Genomic DNA, 20,992 nt, shown 5'->3' with positions numbered 1-20,992 from the left:
CATGACACAAACGCTGCGCGACCAACTTTATACGGCTCTTAAGCAGAGCATTGTTGGCAATCGCCTTGAATCGGGCCTGGTTCTGCTTGAGGGCAACATAGCGGCGTTATTTAGCATTAGCCGCTCCCCCGTTCGTCAAACCTTAAGCCGGTTACACGAAGAACAGTACATCTGTCGCTTCGAAGGGCGCGGTTATTTGGTGGGTGCATCACCTAGTGAGATCGTCCGGCGCCCTCTTAGCGAGCGGGATTTCAAGCAGCTGGGCTATGCCCCGAAAGTAGATCGTACCGTTTCCTGGCAGGCGCATATCGACGGCGTGGAACATGACATCGTTCTATGTTCGATTAAGGGCGCATTTGAGCTCAACGAGCTGCAGCTTTCCAAATCACTCAGTGTCAGCCGCACGGTTACTCATCAAATTCTGCACCATTTGCGATCCATCGGACTGGTCGAGAAGATTAAATACAATAGCTGGAGCGTTGTGCCTCTCGACGATGGAAGGCTACACAATCTTTATGAGGCACGCCGCCAGCTAGAGCCTTATATGATTGTCCGCGCGGCGCGCCATATGCCTGAGAGCACGCTCAACGGCTATATTGCCAAGCTTAAAGATGCCGCCGATAGCTACCCTAATATTAAAGGTGAGCTACTCGATGCGTTAGAAAACGACCTCCACCATAGCGCTGTTAGTTTAGGCGCTAATCAGGAGGTAATGGATATGCTTAGGCGCACCCACCCTATTTTACTCATCAGTAAACACCTGCTTGGGCGCGTGCTTAAACTGCCCGACCAAGACCCTTTTTTCGATGAGCATTTATGTATCTTTGAAAAAATACGCCAGCAGCAGCCCGAACAGGCAGGTAAAGCACTGGTAACGCATTTAGAGCGCTCGGAGTCTAAAGTGCTTGATCGTCTTATTCACTTTAGAGAATCGGGAGATATCGATATACCGCCTTATCTGCGGCGATAATTAAAATAGACAGAGGAACCAACAATGACAATGTCACGGACTATTGGCTTTATCGGCACAGGCATTATGGGCGCGCCTATGGCGGCACGCTTGGCTAAAGCGGGGCACCGAGTACGCGTCTGGAACCGCACGAAAAACAAAGCCGAAAGTTTAGAATCAACAGGCGCCAGTATCGTCGAAACGCCTATTGATGCCGTGAGCGGCAGCGATGTGGTGATCGTCATGCTCAGCTCAGGGCCTGTTTGCGATGACATTTTGTTAGGCGCCAATGGTCTGCTTCAATCCATGCGGCCGGGCGCGATCTTAATCGTCATGAGTTCCATTCCCGTCGATACTGCGCGTCGCCAAGCGGCAGAAGCCGCTACGTATCAGGTCCACTATTTAGATGCACCGGTGTCCGGAGGTGAGCAAGGCGCCATCGATGGCAGCCTGGCGATTATGGCAGGAGGTGACGCCGCCACCTTTCAAGCTGTCGAACACATCCTCTTATCGCTTGGCCGGCCGATACACGTGGGCCCCGCTGGCAGCGGTGAGCTGGTTAAGCTGGCGAATCAGATGATAGTGGCCAATACCATCGCCACGGTAGCAGAAGCCATATTACTTGCCGAACGCGGCGGCGCTGACCCGGCGCAGATGCTGGCGGCGCTCGAAGGCGGCTTTGCCGACTCAACGATTCTCAAGATCCACGGCAAGCGCATGGTACAAGAGAATTTTGCCCCGGGAGGCCCGTCAAAGTGGCAGTTGAAAGACACTCAAACGGCCATGGCATTAGCCGAAGAGCTGCGACTTAAGCTACCGGTATCGTCATTGGTCAATGGGTTTTATGAAGAGCTCGTCGCTCAAGGCGATGGCGAGCTGGATCATAGCGCCTTGATACGCCAACTCAGACGGCACAATGAGTAACCGAACCTGCCAATAACCATTTTTTGAAGAGCCATCTTGTGAAGAACCACATGTGAAGAACTAGCTTGTGAAGAACCACATGTGAAGAACAATCGTATGGAGAATAATGACAATGAGTAAACAGTACGACGTACAGGCAATCATACAATTCAGCACCCAGCTACTGGCAGCCGCCGGCCTTGATGATGACAAAGCTCAGGCGGTAGCCGACATACTTGTGGAAGGCGACCTGATGGGCCATACCACCCATGGCCTGCAGCTGCTTTCCCCTTACCTCGGCGAAATTCAGTCAGGCCGGATGCCAGTCACCGGCGATTACGAGGTGATTTCCCAACGCGCCGCCGTGGAGACTTGGGACGGCCGCTACTTGCCGGGCCCCTGGCTGATCATCAAGGCCATGGAAACCGCCGAAGCGATGGCTCGCTCGTGCGGCACGGGAACGGTTGTGATTCGACGCTCAAACCATATCGCTTGTTTGGCGGCGTATCTCAAGCGCGCTACCGATCGAGACTTGGTGGTCGTCATCGAATCCTCAGATCCGGCGACAAAATCCGTATCCCCTTATGGCGGTTTAGCCGCCACCCATACGCCCAACCCCATCGCCGTGGGCTACCCCACCGATTCAGGCCCCGTTTTGCTTGATGTCAGCACGTCTATTACCACCAATGGCATGGTGGGCCGTCTTCACAAACAGAACAGTCAGTTGCCTTATCCGTGGTTGAAAGACCACCAGGGGAACGCGACGGATCAGCCCGGCGTGCTGTTTGATGAGCCCAAAGGCAGCATCATGCCCATCGGCGGGCTTGACCATGGCCACAAAGGATATGCCCTAGGCCTCATGGTAGAAGCCTTAACGTCTGGATTAGCCGGGTTTGGGCGTGTGCAGGCGCCTACGCAATGGGGCGCCTCTGTCATGGTGCAAGTGCTGGACCCAGAAGCCTTTGGTGGATTAGCAGCCTTCAAGCGCGAAACGGGTGCGCTGGCCGATGCATGTCGCAGCAACCCCGTTGCTGAAGGCAGCCCCCCGGTACGCATCCCCGGAGAGCGCGGTCTCGCCCTGCATAAACGCTACTCACAAGAGGGCGTGCCGCTACCAGAAGGCGTATTCGAAGCGCTGTCTGAATGGTCGGAGCGATTGGGTGTCGCTTTTCCTGACGCACAGTAATGGCTACCACCGATCTAACTCAAACGTACCGATATAGCTCAAACGTACTGATCTAGTTCTGATGCACTGATCTTATTACAGGCACGTTGAAGCAACTGCTTAGAGGCGATTATGAAACAGGAACGCGTAGGTTTTATTGGGCTCGGCTTAATGGGCAAGGAAATGGCCGGAAACATCATACGTAACGGCTATCCGCTGAGCGTTATGGCTAACCGCAACCGCGCCCCCTTAGAGGCACTCTGTGCCGATGGCGCAGTGGAAGCCAGCAGCGCTAAGGAAATAGCCGGCAACAGCGACATTGTGTTTATCTGCGTGAAAACATCCGAGCAGGTGAACGAGATTGTGACCGGCCTCGATGGGTTACTCGCGGGTAGTCATGAAGGCTTAATTATTGTCGACTGCTCTACCGCACACCCTGAGTCGACTGAACGCCTGGCCGAGAAAGTCGCACAGCAGGGAGTCATGCTAGTGGATGCGCCGCTCGCGCGAACTCCCCGTGAGGCCCGTGAGGGGCGCCTCAATGTCATGTTGGGGGGCGATGATGCCACGGTGGCGCGACTCACTCCGGTGATCAAGAGTTTTGCCGAAAACATCTTTCACGTTGGCAAGGTGGGCTCTGCGCATAAGCTAAAACTAATCAACAACTTCCTGTCGCTAGGTGCGGCGGCGCTGGTGAGCGAAGCCGCCACCATGGCCGACGCTATGGATGTTCCACAGCAAAAAATATTGGAAATCTGTTCTCAAGGCGGTGCTAACAGCGCCATGCTGGCGCCCGTAATGGAATGGGTACTGCAAAGAGAATGTACCAAACTGCAGTTCAGCCTCGGCAATGCTGATAAAGACATGCGCTATCTCGCTGACACATTAACGTCTTATCAGCTAACGTCCCGTATGTTGCCGCCGCTTTGCGAGTTTCTTTCACAGGCGAAAAGCGACGTGGGGGCAGAAAGCTTCGTTCCCCAGGCTTATGACAGCTGCCTAAAGCGCAATAAAATCGCTGCAAGTGACTAACGCTACACTCACTCAATAAAGGCGTCGGTCGTCTCACGATGGCCGTATAAAAAAGCATCGGCGACTTGGCGCAGCGGGGCTACATCCACCTCGCTGCGCCCGTTCGCCACAAGATCTAAAAAGTGCGCGTAAAGTCCGGGGTACTCACGCTCCTCGGCCTCGATAATTAGTTCATCGTCAATCACCAGGCGGCAACCGCCCTGAGTGAGACTCAAACGGCTACCGTCGCTGTCGATATGAACATCCCAGATTTGCGGACCGGTTTGGCGAAAATCGAACGCGGCCTCAATCACCGCACCGCGTGGGTCAGTGAAGGTTAGTCCTGCTGCAATCGGTGTTTGCGCATTACTGGGCATTAGCAACTGAGCTTGATGCAAAAAAAACGGCTGGGGCAGTATTTCGGTGGCGATTGAAAGCGCATTAATACCAGGATCAAATACGCCCATACCACCGGGCTGCCAGATCCAAGCTTGGCCCGGGTGCCATACCCGCACATCCTCTTTCCATTCGATCATAACGCGCTGAACCTGGCGCTGTGCCAGCCACTGTTTAGCCTGCGCGACACCGGGCGCAAACCGCGAGTGCCAGGCCGCAAAGAGGCTAACGCCCTGTTCGCCAGCGAACGTAATCAAGTGCTCCACCTCGCTTAGCGTCGCCCCTGGCGGTTTCTCAAGCAGCACGTGTTTACCGCGCAGCAGCGCCGCACGCGCCTGAGAGTAACGCCAATGCGTCGGCGTGCAGATTGCCACGGCAGAAATCTCAGGGTGCGCGTCCAGCATGGCATCCAGGTTTGCATAGCACGGCACATCGTCTAGCTCGGCATGAGGGTCAGCCACGGCCGTGAGACGACAGTTTGGCGTCGCGGCTATGGCCGGCAGATGCTGATCACGGGCAATTTTACCCACGCCTACTAAGCCTAGGTTGATGTGATAGCTGGTGTAAGGACTGGTGCCAGACATGCGCTTACCTTGTGTTAATTCAAAAACTGATCGGAAAACAGTAAAAAGTTTAGTGGGCAGTATGAGGTAGCTCAACGCTGCGCCCTAAGGAGCTGGCGCTATGCTCAAGCCCTAGCGCCTCTGCGGTGCCTGCCAATATGGCCTGTGCGGCTAGAAAAGCGTCCCGCGGGCGGCGCAGGCGAATACTTTCCATCAACTGGCGGTGACGTTCAAGACTGTCTTCAGGATCAGAGGCGCTCTGGTTAGACATCGACACCAGCAGATAGATGGAGGGCCGTAAAATATGCGACAGCTGTGCCCAGACGATATTGTGTGTGGCCTTGAAGATAGCCTCATGAAACGCGATATCGCACTCGCTGTGCAGCCGCCGCTCTTCTTCGCAGGTCGCGTTGCGCAAATTCTGCCCAAGCCCCTCAAAGGCTTCTTCAATAGCAACAAGGTCGCGCGCGGTGGCGCGTTTGGCGGCGGTCATAGCCACGTAGGGCTCTACATCAAGGCGGAAAGCGAGAATTTCACGCTGAATATCAGGGTTGGGCGCCGCGTAGCGGGTTAACCAGTCAGTTACCTGGGCATCGAGAATATGCCACTCTGAGTACTCACGCACTTTAGAGCCATGGCCAGAAATACGCTCGATAATTCCCGCATCCACCAACTGACGCAGGTCGCTACGCACGGCTGAGCGGTTGATAGCAAAACGTTTGCATAGATCCAGCTCACGCGGAACAAAATCGCCAGGATGATAGTTGCCACCAAATATCTCTTCGGCGAGGTATTCAGCGATACTAGGACGAGTCAGTGGCTTGCTAAGAGATGACGTCACTGCGATAGGTCCCTATTTCAATGGCTGCCAATCATAGCGCACTTGACCGGCCTGCCGTTATGGGCGAATCCAGCTGCAACGCCGCTCGCTGCCTCAGCTCTAACCGCCTTTCGTAAAGCCCTTTGGCCAGCAAAGTGCCGAGCACCAGGCCTCCCCCCAATAGCGCCACGGGGGCGGGCTGCTCTTTCAGAACCCACCAGGCCAAAAGCGTGCCCAGCACCACTTCCAGCAACAGCAGCAGGCCCACTTCGGCCGAAGGAAGATATAGCGGCCCGCGCTGAAGCAGCGTTACACCGCAGGGCAAAATGATCAAGCACAGTAGAACCACCACTGAGAGCTGATTGACCGAGGGCAGCGTCGTGTCACTGCCCGCCAGCCAAAACAGCCCGGCAACGCTGCCGACAATAATACCGTTAAAAACCAGCATCGGGCTCATGTCGACCCCCGGGCGCATACGACACAGGGTAAAGTTAATCGCCAGCGTCGACGCTGCCATTAAGGCAAACGCGTTGCCCACCCAGGAGCCAGCCCCCACGTCATCAAGCGCGATCATGGTAATACCGACCATACACAGCGAAATAGCCAGCCACGTTCGTCCGGGCAAACGCTCCTTGAGAATGATCCAGGAGAGAACGGCTGCGATTAACGGCGCGCTGGCCAATATCATCAACACATTACCCGCCTTGGTATATTGATTGCCCAGCACGAAACCACAGCTCGTCAGACTAAACAGTAACGCCACGGCAATACCGGTCCAGCCACAGCGTCTGTAGGCCGCCAGCGTGCCACGACCATAGCGCATTAACGCGATAAGCAGAAAACCCAGCGCCGAAAGAAAGCCACGCCACATAAGAATCTCGGCATCGGGAAGATCAGCCACCTTAATCAGCAAAGCATCGGGCGCCATGATGATTGCACCGCCACCGGTCAACAGCAGCCCTTGCTGACGATGCGATAAGTTATTAAACCGGCTCATCGAGTACCTGTCCTGTTAGTGGCTAATCCTTAAAACCATTGCGCTTTTAATGATTGTCTCTAGGCGGATGTAGGCGAGCAACATCGCGATACCTGGTTGCGGGTTCCAGCGTCATGCCGCGGTCCAACGGCTCAATCATGCTGCGCTGAATCTCTTGCCAAGGCGTTTGATGGCCTGGATATCGATAACCGCCCTGCTGGGCTAAACGCTCACGGCGTGCGTCCAGCTCAGCGGGCTCAAGCAACAGCTGCACATGGCCACGCTTAAGGTCAACCCGCAGCCTATCGCCACTTTCAAGCAGCGCTAAACCACCGCCAGTCGCCGCTTCTGGCGATGCATTCAGAATGGAGGGCGAACCCGATGTGCCCGACTGGCGACCATCGCCCAAACACGGCAGTGATTCGATACCTTGTTTAATTAACGCCTCCGGTGGCTGCATGTTGACCACTTCGGCACCGCCAGGATGGCCCACGGGGCCTGCGCCGCGCATGACCAGGATAGTACGGGCGTCGATTCCTAATGCCGGGTCATCAATGCGGGCGTGATAATCCTCAGAGCCATCAAACACCGCCACTTTCCCCTCAAAGGCTTCAGGGTCGTTGGAATCGTTTAGGAAACGCTCGCGAAAATCCCGTGAAATCACGCTGGTTTTCATCAGCGCCGAGTCAAACAGATTGCCCTTAAGATTAAGGAACCCGGCATGCTCGACCAGCGGGTCGGCGTAGCGGCAGATCACGTTAAGATCCTGCGTTTCTCGACCTTGAAGATTCTCGCCAATAGAGCGGCCATTTACTGTCAGCGCCCCTCCGTGCAGTTTGCCGGCCACATTAAGCTCGTGCAGAACGGCGGGCACCCCGCCTGCGCGATAAAACTCTTCGCAGAGAAACGCGCCAGCCGGCATGACGTTCGCCAGCAGCGGAATTTCATGACCCAAACGCTGCCAGTCATCATTATCTAGTTCAATGCCTGCATGGCGGGCAATGGCGTTAATGTGTACCGGTGCGTTGGATGAGCCACCCAGTGCAGAACAGGCAACGATGGCGTTTTCGAACGCTTCGCGGGTCAGGATATCCAGTGGGCGCACGTCCTCCCAGACCATATCGACAATGCGCGTGCCGGTATCGTAGGACACCATTGCGCGCTCTTTATACGGCGCGGGAATTACCGCCGAGCCAGGCAGGCTCATGCCCAGCACCTCAGCCATGGAGTTCATGGTGGAGGCGGTGCCCATCGTATTGCAGTGGCCAATCGAAGGCGCAGAATCACTGGCGCGAGAAAGAAATTCCGCGTAGTCGATATCGCCTGCCGCCAGGCGTTTGCGCAGTTCCCAAATAATCGTTCCCGAGCCCACCCGCTCAGCCCCACGCCACCCATTAAGCATTGGCCCACCGGAAAGCACAATCGCGGGGATATTCACCGTCGCTGCCGCCATGAGCGCCGCGGGAGTGGTTTTGTCGCAGCCGGTGGTTAATACCACGCCGTCTAACGGGTACCCGTGCAGAATCTCAACTAATCCCAGATAGGCAAGATTGCGGTCTAGCGCAGCTGTGGGCCTGCGTACGTTTTCGTGAATGGGATGCATGGGGAATTCAAAAGGCACCCCGCCTGCCGCACGAATACCGTCTTTAACGCGCTTCACCAAATCAATGTGATGACGGTTGCAGGGGGTTAAATCAGAGCCCGATTGGCTGATGCCAATAATCGGCTTACCGCTGGTTAACTCATCCAGCGTGATGCCGTAATTAAGGTAGCGTTCGATACATAGCGCGGTGGTGCCCGGATGATCCGGATTATCAAACCAGTAGCGTGAACGCAACTGTTCAGACGTAATACGATGAGAACTGGCCATGGTGTCACCCCACGCCTAAAGTGAAGAAATAAGAAAATAATGCCGTGACGTTACGCGTTCTCACCCCCAGCGTCGATACATACAAAAGTCTATGTTGAACATATACGGAAAAAGCCCCACATTAACCTCCAGTGTTTGCGGTAGCGATGCGCTGTTAAGGGCTATTTATTTAGGGCTAGCCTCTAAGTGACGGCATCCTGGGGAATATGTCCGCCTGACGCGTATGGCCGCTTACGTAAAACAACAACAGTTATCGCTTTGCCGGTTTCTTGAAGTACGCCGCGCACAGCCATCAGCACCTCGCCAGGAGAATTAATACAATGCAACATTTCTGGAAGCGCACCCTGTTAATGACCGGTGCCACCCTACTCAGCTCAAGTATCGCTTACGCCCAAACGCCTAATTTGTCAGATCCGCCCGAAATTGAAGGCGCGGTGGTGGGTGATCACGGCAAGGTGACAATACGTATGGGGCTGGGTCTGGCAGAAACCTCGCCTCAATACATTTCTAGCCGTTATTTTGCGGACATTCTCGACCAGCGCAGCGAAGGGCGCATCAGCGTTAACCTGTTCCCTAACAGCCAGCTCGGCGATGACATGCAGATGATGGAAATGCTGCAAACCGGCACGCTGGACATGACGTACCCTTCGTCTTCCCCCGCGACCGGCTACGTAGCAGAACTGGCCGTTTTCGATTTGCCTTTCTTGCTCCCGACGCGCGAAGCGGCCGTTGAAGCCATGCGCAGCGATGCTGCTCAAGAGATGCTCGATGCGTTTGATGGCACAGGCATTAAAGCCCTGGCCTTCGCTGAAAATGGCTTTCGGCAGCTATCTAACAGCGCGCGGGCAGTCTCCTCGCCTGAAGATGTCGCAGGCTTAGACGTACGTGGTCTGTCGGTGCGTACCATGGAAAACCCGGTGCACCTGGCCATTTGGCAAGCGCTGGGCGCCAACCCGACCCCCATGGCTTTCGGTGAGCTTTTCTCTGCGATGGAACAGGGCGTCGTTGATGGCCAAGAAAACCCATGGAGCACCATTCTGACCTCCAACTTTTATGAGGTGCAGGATTACGGCTCGGAAACTCGTCACGTCTACACGCCGTTCATCAAGATGATGTCTCAGCGTACCTGGGATCGGCTCGACCCCGAGTATCAAGAGTTAGTACAGGAAGCCGCACTGCAGGCAGCCGATTATGAAATTCTGCTTTCTAGCGAATACGACGACTGGGCGCGCGACCAGCTTGAAGAGCGCGGCATGCAAGTCACGCGTCTTGATGACGAGCAGATTGCTGCTTTCCAAGAAGCCGTACAGCCGGTTTACGCCGAATGGGCACCGCGCATTGGTGAAGATTTAGTCGCTGAGTTCCAGCGTCTTGCTGAATCCTCTATGGCCGAATCGTCTACAGAAAAATAAGCGTCCTTGACGGTAAGACCGACGCTAATGTTCGGTCTGCTATTGCAGGACCTCCTCCCAATCGACGTTCTATTGAGAGGTTAGGCAAGAGGCATAGGCCTCTTGCCTTTTCGTTACTCGCCACTTCGGAAGGCTCATGGACACACCCAATACTCCCATTCCTGATACCGCGGCATATTTTGATGACCCCCAACGCCAACCGCTTGAAATTGAACCTGAACAGCGTCGCGGCCCGGCGATATTTCGCTGGCTGACGCAGGCGATGGAACATGTGATTGCCACCTTGCTGGTCGCCTTGATCATTTCCGTGTCTGCGAATGTCGTCGGCCGCGCGGTGTTCAACCGCTCGCTGCCCTGGGCCGATGAGCTGGCGCGAATGCTGTTTATCTGGCTGATATTTATCGGTGCCGCCGCGGCCTTTGCCCGCTATGAACACATTGCAGTTGATATTTTGGTTCGCAAACTCAAACCGCGAGCCGCCCATATGCTGTATTTATTCCAGCACGTGGTTATCACCGCGCTAATGGGCGTCATCATTTGGGGGGGATGCCTGGTGATAGCTCGCGCTTCAAGCCGCACCGCGATTCTCAATGTGCCCTGGAATATCATTAACGTTTCGCTAGTCCTTTGCGCCGTGTTTATTGCCGCCGTGTCTATCTGGCGCGCCTGGCAAAGCGTGCAACAAATCCGCTCGCCTAGCGTTATCACCACGCCCGCTGGAGATCACTAATCATGCTATGGATCTTTTTAGGCATTCTTTTCGCCTCGCTGGCACTTGGCCTGCCCATCGCATTTGGCCTAGGCATTGCCGCCGTCATCATGGCGCTACTGTCTGACATTCCGCTCTCGATCATGATTGAGCAGTCTATCCGAGGCGTTAACAGCTTCCCACTACTGGCTATTCCTTTCTTTATTCTGGTCGGTGAAGTAATGAGTAACGGCGGCATCGCCCGCCGCTTAATGGACCTAGCCGGTGCCTTAGTCGGCTTCGTACGCGGCGGTTTAGGCCAGGTCGCTATTACCGGCTCCATGTTCTTCGGTGGCATTAGCGGTTCAGCCGTGGCAGACACGGCAGCCACCGGCGCGATGATGATTCCGTCGATGACCAAACAGGGCTATACCGCGCCTCAAGCAACGGCAATCAATACCGTTTCATCGGTTATCGGCATTATCATTCCGCCCTCTATCCCGCTGATTCTGTTTGGCATTGTTACCGAGACGTCGATTAGCCGCCTGTTTATTGCTGGCATTGTGCCCGGTATATTGATTGCGGTCGGCCTGATGGTGACAACCTTCATCATGGCGACCATTGGCCATGCTGGCCAAACCCGTAAGTTCCGCCTTGATGTGCTATGGCACGCGTTTAAAGCAGCATGGCTGGCGCTGGCACTACCCGCGATTGTGATTGGCGGCATTATCGGCGGCGTATTCACCGCCACCGAAGCGGCCGTCGCGGCGCTGCTTTACTCGCTATTTATCTCGCTGATCGTGTATCGCGAATTCAAGATAACTGAGCTGTGGGGAATGCTCATCCGTACCGCCCGATTGACCGGCATGGTGCTGCTGCTACTGGCATTTGCCACCGTTATTGCCTGGTTTTTAACCATTAATATGGTGCCGCAAACACTGGTCACTCAGGTACAGGCGATCACACAAGATCCTTTCCTACTGCTGCTTATCGTAGCAGGCCTACTGCTGCTGGTGGGGTTTGTAATGGATCTAACGCCGGCAATGGTCATCATGGCGCCCATGCTAACGCCCATCGTTACCTCGGTAGGCGTTGATCCGGTGTATTTCGGCGTGCTGATGTCGTTCATTTTAGGCATTGGTCTTTTGACACCGCCGGTGGGCACTTGCCTTTACGTCGGCTGTGGCGTCGGTAAGGTTTCCATGGAGCAGCTGGTCAAAGCGATGCTGCCCTACTACGCCGCGTTGCTCGTGGTGCTGGTTATCCTGATCGCATTCCCTGGCATCGTGACGTGGCTGCCTGATCTGACTGCTGTGCGCGGTAACTAAGTACTTGCGCCCAATAAAATCAATAGCGACAAGGTGATCAGCACACCGATCACCTCACTACGTATTAGACTAGATCGACAATAAGACCCTTTAATAGGAGACCAGCATGACACTGCAAGGCACACTGCTTATCGGTCAACAGACCGTGACAGGCACACAGGATGAGATCCACGCTATCAATCCCGCTACCGGTGACGTGCTAGAGCCAGGCTATCGTGGCGGCAGCCGTTCCGACGTGGAACAGGCCTGCAAACTTGCTGATGCGGCGTTTGATCAGTATCGCGAGACGTCACTTGAGACACGCGCACACTTCTTAGAAACCATTGCTGATGAAATTGAAGCCATTGGCGCCGACTTAATGGAGCGTGGTGTCGCCGAGTCGGGCCTTCCTAAGGCCCGTCTTGAAGGCGAACGTGGCCGTACCTGTGGCCAGCTACGGCTTTTCGCTGCTGTTGTACGCGCGGGAGAATGGCTGGATGTACGCCATGACCCTGCACTGCCAGAGCGCCAGCCGATGCCCCGCGCAGACTTGCGTCAGCGCCACATTCCGCTAGGCCCAGTGGCTGTTTTTGGCGCCAGCAACTTCCCCCTAGCATTCAGCGTCGCGGGTGGCGATACCGCGTCTGCGCTAGCTGCAGGCTGCCCGGTGGTTGTTAAAGGCCATTCGGCCCACCCTGGCACGTCCGAATTAGTGGGTCGCGCCATTCAGCGAGCGGTTGCTAAATGCGAACTGCCGGAAGGCGTCTTTTCGCTGCTGTTCGGTTCAGGCAAAGAGATTGGCCAGGCGCTAGTAGCCGACCCGCGCATCAAGGCCGTCGGGTTCACCGGTTCTCGCAGCGGTGGCACTGCATTAATGGCCACCGCACAAGCACGCCCCGAACCGATTCCTGTTTATGCTGAAATGAGCAGCATCAATCCCGTGTTCCTCATGCCAGAGGCGTTAAACGCTCGCGGCACTGCGATTGCAGAGAGTTTTGTGACATCGCTAAACATGGGGGCAGGCCAGTTCTGTACGAACCCTGGCCTAGTCGTTGGCCTTAAAGGTGCTGACCTTGACACCTTCGTAGCAACAGCGGGTGACGCGGTAAAAGCCAGCGCAGCCCAAACTATGCTGACACCCGGTATTCATGAGGCTTATCGAAGCGGTGTGAATGAGCTTTCGGGCAACGCTTGCGTTAACGAAGTCGCGCGTGGACAAACCAACGACGGCCCGCATAGCTGCCAAACTGCTTTATTTACCGCTAGCGCCCACGATTTCTTAACTCAAGAAGCGCTGCAGAGCGAAATCTTCGGATCTGCATCACTGGTGATTGAGTGCCGTGACAGCGATGAAATGCAGCGCGTGGCCGAGCAGTTGGAAGGCCAATTGACCGCGACACTGCAGCTAGACGATGGCGACTTAGATGCCGCTAAACGCCTAATGCCCGCACTGGAACGTCGCGTGGGCCGTATTATGGCCAATGGCTGGCCGACCGGTGTGGAAGTGGGTCATGCAATGGTACATGGCGGCCCCTACCCGGCCACGTCTGACAGCCGGACGACGTCGGTGGGCAGCGCTGCGATTTATCGCTTCCTGCGCCCCGTCTGCTACCAAGACTTGCCAGCAGGCCTGCTGCCCGAAGCGCTGCGCGATAGCAATCCGTTTAACGTTTCCCGCTTAATCGACGGCAAGCGTGAAAGCTAAGGGGTATCAGACAGGCGCTTTTTAAGCTGCATGTACGTGCCGTAATGACGATCGAGGTGGCGCCGCATGGCTGCCTCGGCCGCATCAGGGTCACGGGATTCAATGGCATCAATGATTTCCGTGTGCGCAGCGGTCGCGGCCTTGTCTTCATCCTTTTGCTGCAGCACATGAGCACGCCGATCATCTAGCCACTCGGAAAGCGCCACATGGATCGCATCAAAAATAGGGTTACGGCCGATACTCGCCAAGACGCCATGAAAGTCGTTATCAGAGCGCTTGAAACGCGCTTCGTCACCAATAGCATCACGGTTGGCTTGTAAGGCATCACGCAGCCGCGTCAGATCCTCATCGCTGGCGTGACGAGCGGCGTAGCGGGCTAGCGATATTTCAAACGTAGCCCGAGCTTCCTGGAAGTATTGCTGGCCATCCGGTTTCGAAAGCAGCTGCCGCGTCACCCCCGAAAGTCTCGCCATCACCGCATCGGCCGTAGGACGAATTACTCTGGCACGCGTGCCGCTGTTGATCGCAATCAATCCCAGCTGCTGCAAATGAAACAACGCTTCGCGCACCGCGGGTCTACCAACGCCAAACTGTTCCATCAGCTCTCTTTCTGAGGGCAACTGATCATTCTCGCTCAGCCGCCCCTGAAGAATCTCCGCCTCAAGCTGCTCGGCGACCTGTTCCGAAAGCGTTTTGCGCTCAATCCGGTATCTGCTCATAGGCAGTCGCTCCTTGTTAACCTGGAATTGGCCGCCATTTTACTGCATTTCTCGCCATTGTCTTTTCATTGAGCCTTTAATCAAGCCGAGATAGTGGCGTAATCCGGTGTCGCTCAGCCAGTTCGGCATAGGCTAATTGGTTGGCAACATCGAGTGGAACTCCCTGAGCATCACGCTGCGCCTGGCAGCGCCATTCACGATCACCGGGTGCTAATACTCTGGCGTTTTTTGAGGCTGGCTGGGCGCGAAGATCTGTCAAATACGCAGCCAGCCCTTGAGCAAAGGTGCCTTCATCAACAAAGGCATCGGGCTTTATGGCTAGAAAGAAATGCCCGACACCGCGCGGCGTTGCCATATCCGGCCCGCCCATCGGCAATAATCTGAAGCCATGCTGCATGCCCGACAGTATCGAGCTCAGCACTTCGACCATGCCGCCTAGGCCGGCACCTTTAAAGCCGAAATCACTGCCGCCCAACGGCAACAGTGCGGCGATGTCAGCAGGTACACGACTGACATCGCCTGCCGCATCTGCAGCGACTTGATCGGGCAGCTGGCGGCCAATCGCGCCAAATTGCTGCACTCGGTTCCAGGGGATCGAACTCGTAGCCATGTCCAACAGATACGGCGATTCACCCGCTACCGGTGCGGCCAAAGCGATGGGGTTGGTACCGTGAAAGGGCTTGGCGCCATCGTGCAGAAGTACAAAGGGGTCTGAATTACAGAACGCCATACCAAGATAGCCGCGCTCAGCCGCGGCTAGCGCATAGCACCCTGCCGCGCCGAAGTGCGATGAGTTTCCCACAGCGACCGCGCCCATGCCAACCTCATCAGCCATCGCCGTGGCGTGCTCCATCGCGGTATAACCTGCCAAATGTCCAAGACCATCGTCAGCGTTTAAGCAGCCTGTGGCCGCTAAACGGCGCTGAAACACCATGTTAGGCGCGCCTTTAATGCGCCCGCCTTGCAGCGCCTGTACATAGTGAGGCAATAGACGCAAACCGTGGCTATCGGTCCCCATGCGCGATGCGGTGACCAGCGCGCGGCTCACCGCCTGCGCCGAGGCTTGATTGGCGCCAACAGCGGCGAGTGTCGCTTGTATAAAACGAGCAAGATCCTCGTGAGTAACGCGAAAATCTAATGAGGTATCAGTCATTAATAAAATACTCCGGGTCTTAATAGCGGAGCTGGCATTCCGCCAGCCCCAGCGGTGCTTAGCGATATATCAGCGTGGGTAGCCACATAGAAATAGCCGGGATGAACGTCACCAATAGAAGGCAAGCCACCAGGGGTATTAGGAACGGAATGGTGCCTCGCATGCAGCGCTCAAAGCTCACGTTAGAAACCCTGGAAAGCACGTAGAGCACCATGCCCACTGGTGGCGTTAATAGCCCGATCATCAGGTTAAGCACCATAATGACCCCAAAGTGGACAGGGTCTACCCCCACCGCAACGGCCATGGGCAACAGCACAGGGACTAAGATGGTGATTGCCGCGATCGTTTCCATAAAGCAGCCCACGATAATCAGCACGATATTGGCCATTACCAGAACGGCGAGCTTGCTATCGGCAAAGGGGCCCATTAAGGCGATCACATTCTGAGTCACCTGATTGCTGGTCAGTATCCAGGCGAAGATCGATGCCGAAGACACAATGAACAGAATAACTGCGGTGGTCTCGATGGTTTCCATACTGACTTTAAGCAGTTTGCGCCACGTCAACGTGCGGTAAACCACGCCCCCCAGGAACAAGGCATAAAACACTGCGGCCACCGCGGCTTCAGTCGGCGTGAAGGCGCCGGTGATGATGCCGCCCACAATGATGACAGGGGTCAGCAGCGATAAAAAAGCCCGCTTGAAGGTATGGCCAAGAACCCGCATTGAGAAAATGGCATCGCGCTGATAGCCACGCCGCCTTGAGATGATGAAGATCATCAACATCAGCATGACGCCCATCAGCAGGCCAGGGATCAGGCCTGCTGCGAACAGCTGACCTACCGAAGCGGACGCCATAACCCCGTAAATTACCATCGGCAAGCTAGGCGGAATGATAGGCCCGATGGTCGAGGACGCCGCCGTGATTCCCACGGCGAACTCTTCATCGTACCCCGCATCCTTCATGGCTTTGACTTCAATCATGCCCAGGCCACCGGCATCCGCCACGGCCGCACCCGACATGCCCGAGAACACAATGCTAGCCCCCACATTGACATGGCCAAGGCCACCTCGCATCCAGCCCATCAGCGCCTTAGCGAAATTGAAAATACGCTCGGTAATGCCGCCATTGTTCATCAGGCTGCCGGCAAAAATAAAAAACGGAATCGCCAGCAGCGGAAAGCTGTCAATGCCGTTAATCATGCGGTGCGCTATGACAATGCTGGGCACCTGGCCGGTGAGTAAGACAAACATTAAGCAGGCGCCCGCCAAGCTAACCGCGATAGGCGCGCCCAGCACCAGCATGGTAAACAGCGCAAAGAACAAGAAGCCAAGATCGTAGCCCATTAGCGGTAAAATCACGCAGCCCAGAATAGCCAGTGCCGCCAGCAGCGGAGACACTATCGGCTTTTGCCAACGCATCACAGAAAGTCGGGACATGGGAGGCCTCTTGATAAAGATGATGTCGCGGGTAGCCACAGCTCAAGCGTCATATGGAAGGTCCCCGATACTTCAAGTAGAGCCGTTGAACAGTGCGCAGCGCCATCAATGTAAACGCCGCACAGACCGTGAAATAGATGATGCTTTTGGGCAGATCCACCGACACCATTAAGCTATTAGTGCGTGATGCCAACTGGTAGGCGATCCATGCCATCGCTATATAAAAACTAAGGCTTATCAGGTCGACCAAGCGCTCAAGCAAACGCGCCTGCCAGCTCGGCATGTAGTGGTAGAAGAATTCCACCATGATATGGCTACCGTTACGGGCTGCCATGACACTGCCAAAAAAGCCCACGCCAATCAGTAAGTAACGGGCAATTTCTTCGGTCCAGCCAATAGAACTGCCCAGCACATAGCGGCTAAAGAACTGGGCGAACACCACTAAAATCAATGCCCAAAACAGCGTTAAGGTGACAAAGTCTTCAAGGCGATAATCACTTAATTTAAACGGAGCATCCTCGAAGGCAGATTCAAAATCCACCATCGGGTCGCCGATAGGCGGGGAATTCTCGCGCGAATTATTCATGGCACAGGACTCCAAACACTCCGCTCAGTAAAGAGCGGAGTGTTATCAGGGGTTGGATTACTGGCCGATAGCCTGTAGGCGATCGTAGGTTTCCTGATCCCATGTCGCGGCATCGCCGTTATGGGTGGGTAAGACGGCCTCACGGAAGAGCTCACGGTCCACTTCATTGATGGTGTTGCCCTGTTCTTCAAACCAGGCAACCAGCTCACCTTCAGCTTGCAGAATATCTTTGGTGTTGTTTTCAGCCGCCTCCTGGAAAACCTCGCGGAATATTTCGCGGTCTTCTTCAGAGAGTTGATTCCAGCGCGGCCCGCCAACAATCGTAATGAGCGAATCGGTGATGTGGCCGGTCAGGTTGATGTAGTCCTGCACTTCATGGAAGGCCTTAGCACGAATAGTCGGCAGCGGATTTTCCTGCGCATCTACAACGCCTTGCTGCAGAGCCAGATAGACCTCATCGAACGAAATGGGCGTTGGGTTAGCACCCACCGCCTGAGGCATCATCATGTACATCGGTGCGTTGGGCACCCGAATTTTCAGCCCGTCCATGTCTGCTGGTTCATTAATGGGGATATTGGACGTGACGTGGCGTTCGCCATAATAGTTGAGCACCAGCGGAACGTTGCCGGTTTGATCCTGATAGCCCTGAGCAATCTCTTGGAATAGATCACTATCGGCAAATGCCTGCCAGTGATCAAAATCACGGAACATATACGCGGCTCCGGCAATGCCGATGGGGCCATAAGCGCGGCCAGCGAACTGGGTGCCGGTATAAATGACATCGACCGTGCCTAACCCAAGCCCTTCGTTGATGTCTTCCTCTTTACCTAACGAGGCAGCGGGGTATACCTCCATGGTATAGCGCCCATCGGTGCGCTCTTCAATCTCGTCAGCGGCCCATAATGCCCACTTATGGAAAGGCTCGGAGGTTTCATAAACGTGGGCGAAACGCAGGTTCTCGACGGCCTGTACCGCACCGGCTACGCTGATACCCGCGGCAATAAGCGTAGCGGTAAGCAAACGGGACATCGTTAGGCGGTGTTGGCTTTTGTAGCTCATCTTGTATTCCTCACAACCATTAGATTTATTGTTGGTTATTGTGCGAGTGGCAACAGTCGATGAAACCAATCATCTTACTGTATACGTATCATACCATCAGATTAAAACCTAGCTGCTGACCCTCAATTGCGCAACTACCCGGCTAGCATTTTGCTGGCGTTATTTTGTGTACTTAGTTCAACTCACCGCTCAGGTTAAGCTGCTGATACAAACGAACGAGTAGTGATGAGTCGCCCCATGGGGATCGATGCACCGATGCCACGGCTAGCGCCGGTGATGAGGACTCGCCTGCCTTGCCACTCGTCTAACATGACCTTCTTTTTACGATTTTTACTTTTATTTTTACACGCTGCGTTAAGCGAAACCGGTCTCAATTAGGCAGATTTAACTATCGACCCGAAACCGGACGGTGCGCTAAAGTGAGCCATGAACTGGCATACCTGTCATACAACATAATATCCATAACATGATAGGTGATGACGCACCAACCACTCGTTGCTCATCACTAGTACATCTTTAGTCCAACTTTTCTGGAGGCGCACATGAACCCACTGTCCCTGACTGACTCTCTTCCCCATGATTTGGATAAAGCGCTGCTCGTTGGCCGCGTTTGGCTGGATGGCACGCGCCCCGGCCCCGCACTGGTAACCGTGCACGCTGGCCAGGTTATCGATATCACCGCGTTTGGCCCCACCATGGCTGATTTGCTGGAACGCGATGATGTGCTGTCCGTCGTGCAACGCGCAGAAGGGCCGTCAATCGGTAGCGTCGAGTCGCTGATCGCCAACTCCCAGATGCCCTCGCCAACCGCGCCCTTCTTGCTGGCTCCTTGCGATGTACAGGCCGTTAAAGCCTGTGGCGTCACCTTTTCCGTTAGCCTGTTAGAGCGGGTAATCGAAGAACAAGCGGGCGGCGATCCAGCTAGAGCCGTCGCGCTACGCGACGATTTGCAGGCGCTGATTGGCACCGATCTCTCCAAGATTACCCCAGGGTCTGCCGAAGCAATGGCGCTCAAAAAAGCGCTGCAAGCCCGCGGTGGCTGGTCGCAATATATGGAAGTAGGCATTGGCCCCGATGCCGAGGTGTTTACTAAAGCGCAGCCGCTGTCTTCGGTGGGCTTTGGCACCCCGGTGGGTTTGCATGTGTCCTCTCAATGGAATAACCCAGAGCCGGAAATTGTCCTGGCGGTAGACAGCCGTGGCCAGGTACGCGGCGCCACGCTAGGCAATGACGTCAACTTGCGCGACGTTGAGGGCCGCAGCGCTCTGCTGCTCGGCAAGGCAAAAGATAACAACGCCTCCTGTTCGCTGGGCCCGTTCATCCGGCTATTTGACGATCACTTCGATATGGATAGCGTGCGCAATTGCCAGGTATCGCTGCGTATTGAAGGCGAAGACGATGATTTCTTGCTCCAGGGCGAGAGCGATATGCGCGAAATCAGCCGCGATCCGCTGGACCTAGTGGGCCAAACTATCGGCGAGCACCACCAGTACCCTGACGGCTTCATGCTGTTCCTCGGCACCATGTTCTCACCGACTCAGGACCGCGACGGCGAAGGCCAGGGATTCACTCATCATCTAGGCGATCGCGTCACCATCGCTACACCGTCCCTTGGCGCCTTGGTCAATACGGTAGGCAGAAGCGATCAGCTGCCGCCCTGGACTTACGGTATTCGCGAACTGATGCGCCACCTAGCGCGCCGCTAAGCATTACGCCACTCATAGCACTGATTAGGAGAGCACAATGACAACCATAACTCGCGTCGAGATCAAAGATATCCGCTTCCCCACGTCGCGCACGCTGGACGGCTCGGATGCCATGAATGCGGCGCCCGACTATTCGGCCACTTACGTCATTCTGCATACTGATGATGGCAGCCCCGAAGGGCACGGCTTAACGTTTACCATCGGCCGCGGCAACGAGATAGTGGTTACCGCCGTGCAATCACTAGCGCCGTTAATTGAAGGTCGCTCACTGGCGTCCATCACCGACAATATGGGCAGTTTCTGGCGAGAAATCACCGGTGACAGCCAGCTACGCTGGATTGGCCCCGATAAAGGTGCGATTCACTTAGCCACCGCGGCCATCGTCAACGCCGTGTGGGATATGTGGGCAAAGCATGAAGGCAAACCGGTATGGAAGCTGCTGGTGGATATGACCCCAGAGCAGTTGGTGCGCTGTCTAGACTTTCGCTTCGTTACCGATGCGCTCACGCCGGAAGAAGCAATCTGCTTGCTGCGCCGCCAGTCATCTGGCAAAGAAGAGCGTGAAG

18 protein-coding genes and 1 pseudogene are annotated in these 20,992 nt (G+C 55.4%); 10 read left to right on the top strand and 9 right to left on the bottom strand.

Translation table 11 applies throughout. The features are described from left to right. The first annotated feature begins 1 nt into the window (after window position 1). From ACTH5D_RS10780 to ACTH5D_RS10765, 4 genes are all read left to right on the top strand, one after another. Window positions 2-970 (top strand): GntR family transcriptional regulator, encoded by a 969-nt coding sequence (locus ACTH5D_RS10780; RefSeq protein WP_441671063.1) that lies wholly within the window; start codon window positions 2-4, stop codon window positions 968-970. A 24-nt stretch (window positions 971-994) separates the two neighbouring features. Beyond that, on the top strand, window positions 995-1,873 hold the full coding sequence (locus ACTH5D_RS10775) for an NAD(P)-dependent oxidoreductase (RefSeq protein ID WP_441671061.1): 879 nt from the start codon (window positions 995-997) through the stop codon (window positions 1,871-1,873). Between the two features lie 112 nt (window positions 1,874-1,985). Next, a complete protein-coding gene (locus ACTH5D_RS10770; protein WP_441671059.1) occupies window positions 1,986-3,038 on the top strand; it encodes an Ldh family oxidoreductase in 1,053 nt (350 codons plus the stop codon). Window positions 3,039-3,149: 111 nt separating this feature from the next. After that, window positions 3,150-4,049 (top strand): NAD(P)-dependent oxidoreductase, encoded by a 900-nt coding sequence (locus tag ACTH5D_RS10765; RefSeq protein WP_441671057.1) that lies wholly within the window; start codon window positions 3,150-3,152, stop codon window positions 4,047-4,049. Between the two features lie 8 nt (window positions 4,050-4,057). On the opposite strand, the gene ACTH5D_RS10760 is transcribed toward ACTH5D_RS10765, so the two are convergent. From ACTH5D_RS10760 to ACTH5D_RS10745, 4 genes are read right to left on the bottom strand one after another with little or no spacing between them, the layout of a single operon-like run. Continuing rightward, window positions 4,058-5,008 carry a Gfo/Idh/MocA family protein gene (locus ACTH5D_RS10760; protein WP_441671055.1) on the bottom strand — a complete coding sequence of 317 codons (951 nt, stop codon included), beginning with the start codon at window positions 5,006-5,008 and terminating at the stop codon, window positions 4,058-4,060. 49 nt (window positions 5,009-5,057) lie between these two features. Further along, window positions 5,058-5,828, bottom strand: coding sequence for a FadR/GntR family transcriptional regulator (locus ACTH5D_RS10755; RefSeq protein WP_441671053.1), 771 nt, complete (start codon window positions 5,826-5,828; stop codon window positions 5,058-5,060). A 31-nt stretch (window positions 5,829-5,859) separates the two neighbouring features. After that, complete coding sequence (locus ACTH5D_RS10750) at window positions 5,860-6,804, bottom strand: DMT family transporter (RefSeq protein WP_441671051.1); 945 nt, start codon at window positions 6,802-6,804, stop codon at window positions 5,860-5,862. A 46-nt stretch (window positions 6,805-6,850) separates the two neighbouring features. Beyond that, window positions 6,851-8,653, bottom strand: coding sequence for an IlvD/Edd family dehydratase (locus tag ACTH5D_RS10745; RefSeq protein WP_441671049.1), 1,803 nt, complete (start codon window positions 8,651-8,653; stop codon window positions 6,851-6,853). Window positions 8,654-8,973: 320 nt separating this feature from the next. Here ACTH5D_RS10745 and ACTH5D_RS10740 point away from each other — a divergent pair, with 320 nt between their 5' ends. The 4 genes from ACTH5D_RS10740 to ACTH5D_RS10725 all read left to right on the top strand — a co-directional run bounded on the left by ACTH5D_RS10740 (window position 8,974) and on the right by ACTH5D_RS10725 (window position 13,765). Then, on the top strand, window positions 8,974-10,065 hold the full coding sequence (locus ACTH5D_RS10740) for a TRAP transporter substrate-binding protein (RefSeq protein ID WP_441671047.1): 1,092 nt from the start codon (window positions 8,974-8,976) through the stop codon (window positions 10,063-10,065). A gap of 136 nt (window positions 10,066-10,201) precedes the next feature. Beyond that, entirely contained in the window at window positions 10,202-10,795 is a 594-nt protein-coding gene (locus ACTH5D_RS10735; protein ID WP_441671045.1) for a TRAP transporter small permease, read from the top strand. 2 nt (window positions 10,796-10,797) lie between these two features. Continuing rightward, entirely contained in the window at window positions 10,798-12,081 is a 1,284-nt protein-coding gene (locus ACTH5D_RS10730) for a TRAP transporter large permease (protein ID WP_441671043.1), read from the top strand. Between the two features lie 106 nt (window positions 12,082-12,187). Beyond that, the gene (locus ACTH5D_RS10725) at window positions 12,188-13,765 is read left to right on the top strand and encodes an aldehyde dehydrogenase (NADP(+)) (RefSeq protein ID WP_441671041.1); all 1,578 of its coding nucleotides are present in this window, start codon (window positions 12,188-12,190) and stop codon (window positions 13,763-13,765) included. Here the strand turns inward: ACTH5D_RS10725 and nanR are convergent. From nanR to ACTH5D_RS10700, 5 genes are all read right to left on the bottom strand, one after another. Further along, the gene (gene nanR, locus ACTH5D_RS10720) at window positions 13,762-14,484 is read right to left on the bottom strand and encodes a transcriptional regulator NanR (protein ID WP_441671039.1); all 723 of its coding nucleotides are present in this window, start codon (window positions 14,482-14,484) and stop codon (window positions 13,762-13,764) included. The two genes, ACTH5D_RS10725 and nanR, sit on opposite strands and share 4 nt — an antisense overlap. A 76-nt stretch (window positions 14,485-14,560) precedes the next feature. Further along, complete coding sequence (locus ACTH5D_RS10715) at window positions 14,561-15,637, bottom strand: Ldh family oxidoreductase (protein ID WP_441671037.1); 1,077 nt, start codon at window positions 15,635-15,637, stop codon at window positions 14,561-14,563. 58 nt (window positions 15,638-15,695) lie between these two features. After that, entirely contained in the window at window positions 15,696-17,075 is a 1,380-nt protein-coding gene (locus ACTH5D_RS10710) for a TRAP transporter large permease (protein WP_441671035.1), read from the bottom strand. 49 nt (window positions 17,076-17,124) lie between these two features. Then, a complete protein-coding gene (locus ACTH5D_RS10705; protein ID WP_441671033.1) occupies window positions 17,125-17,661 on the bottom strand; it encodes a TRAP transporter small permease in 537 nt (178 codons plus the stop codon). 57 nt (window positions 17,662-17,718) lie between these two features. Continuing rightward, window positions 17,719-18,720: a sialic acid TRAP transporter substrate-binding protein SiaP gene (locus ACTH5D_RS10700; protein WP_441671031.1), complete on the bottom strand. Its 1,002-nt coding sequence runs from the start codon at window positions 18,718-18,720 to the stop codon at window positions 17,719-17,721. A gap of 542 nt (window positions 18,721-19,262) precedes the next feature. On the opposite strand from ACTH5D_RS10700, the gene ACTH5D_RS10695 reads away from it, so the two are divergent. Both ACTH5D_RS10695 and ACTH5D_RS10690 read left to right on the top strand, forming a co-directional pair. After that, on the top strand, window positions 19,263-20,426 hold the full coding sequence (locus tag ACTH5D_RS10695) for a fumarylacetoacetate hydrolase family protein (protein ID WP_441671029.1): 1,164 nt from the start codon (window positions 19,263-19,265) through the stop codon (window positions 20,424-20,426). 37 nt (window positions 20,427-20,463) lie between these two features. Beyond that, window positions 20,464-20,992: pseudogene (locus tag ACTH5D_RS10690) on the top strand (fuconate dehydratase); the annotation flags it as partial.

The organism is Halomonas sp., assembly GCF_052095695.1.
Lineage (GTDB): Bacteria > Pseudomonadota > Gammaproteobacteria > Pseudomonadales > Halomonadaceae > Vreelandella.
The sequence above is the reverse complement of the archived record's forward strand: the minus strand, read 5'-3'. Positions and strand labels throughout refer to the sequence as shown.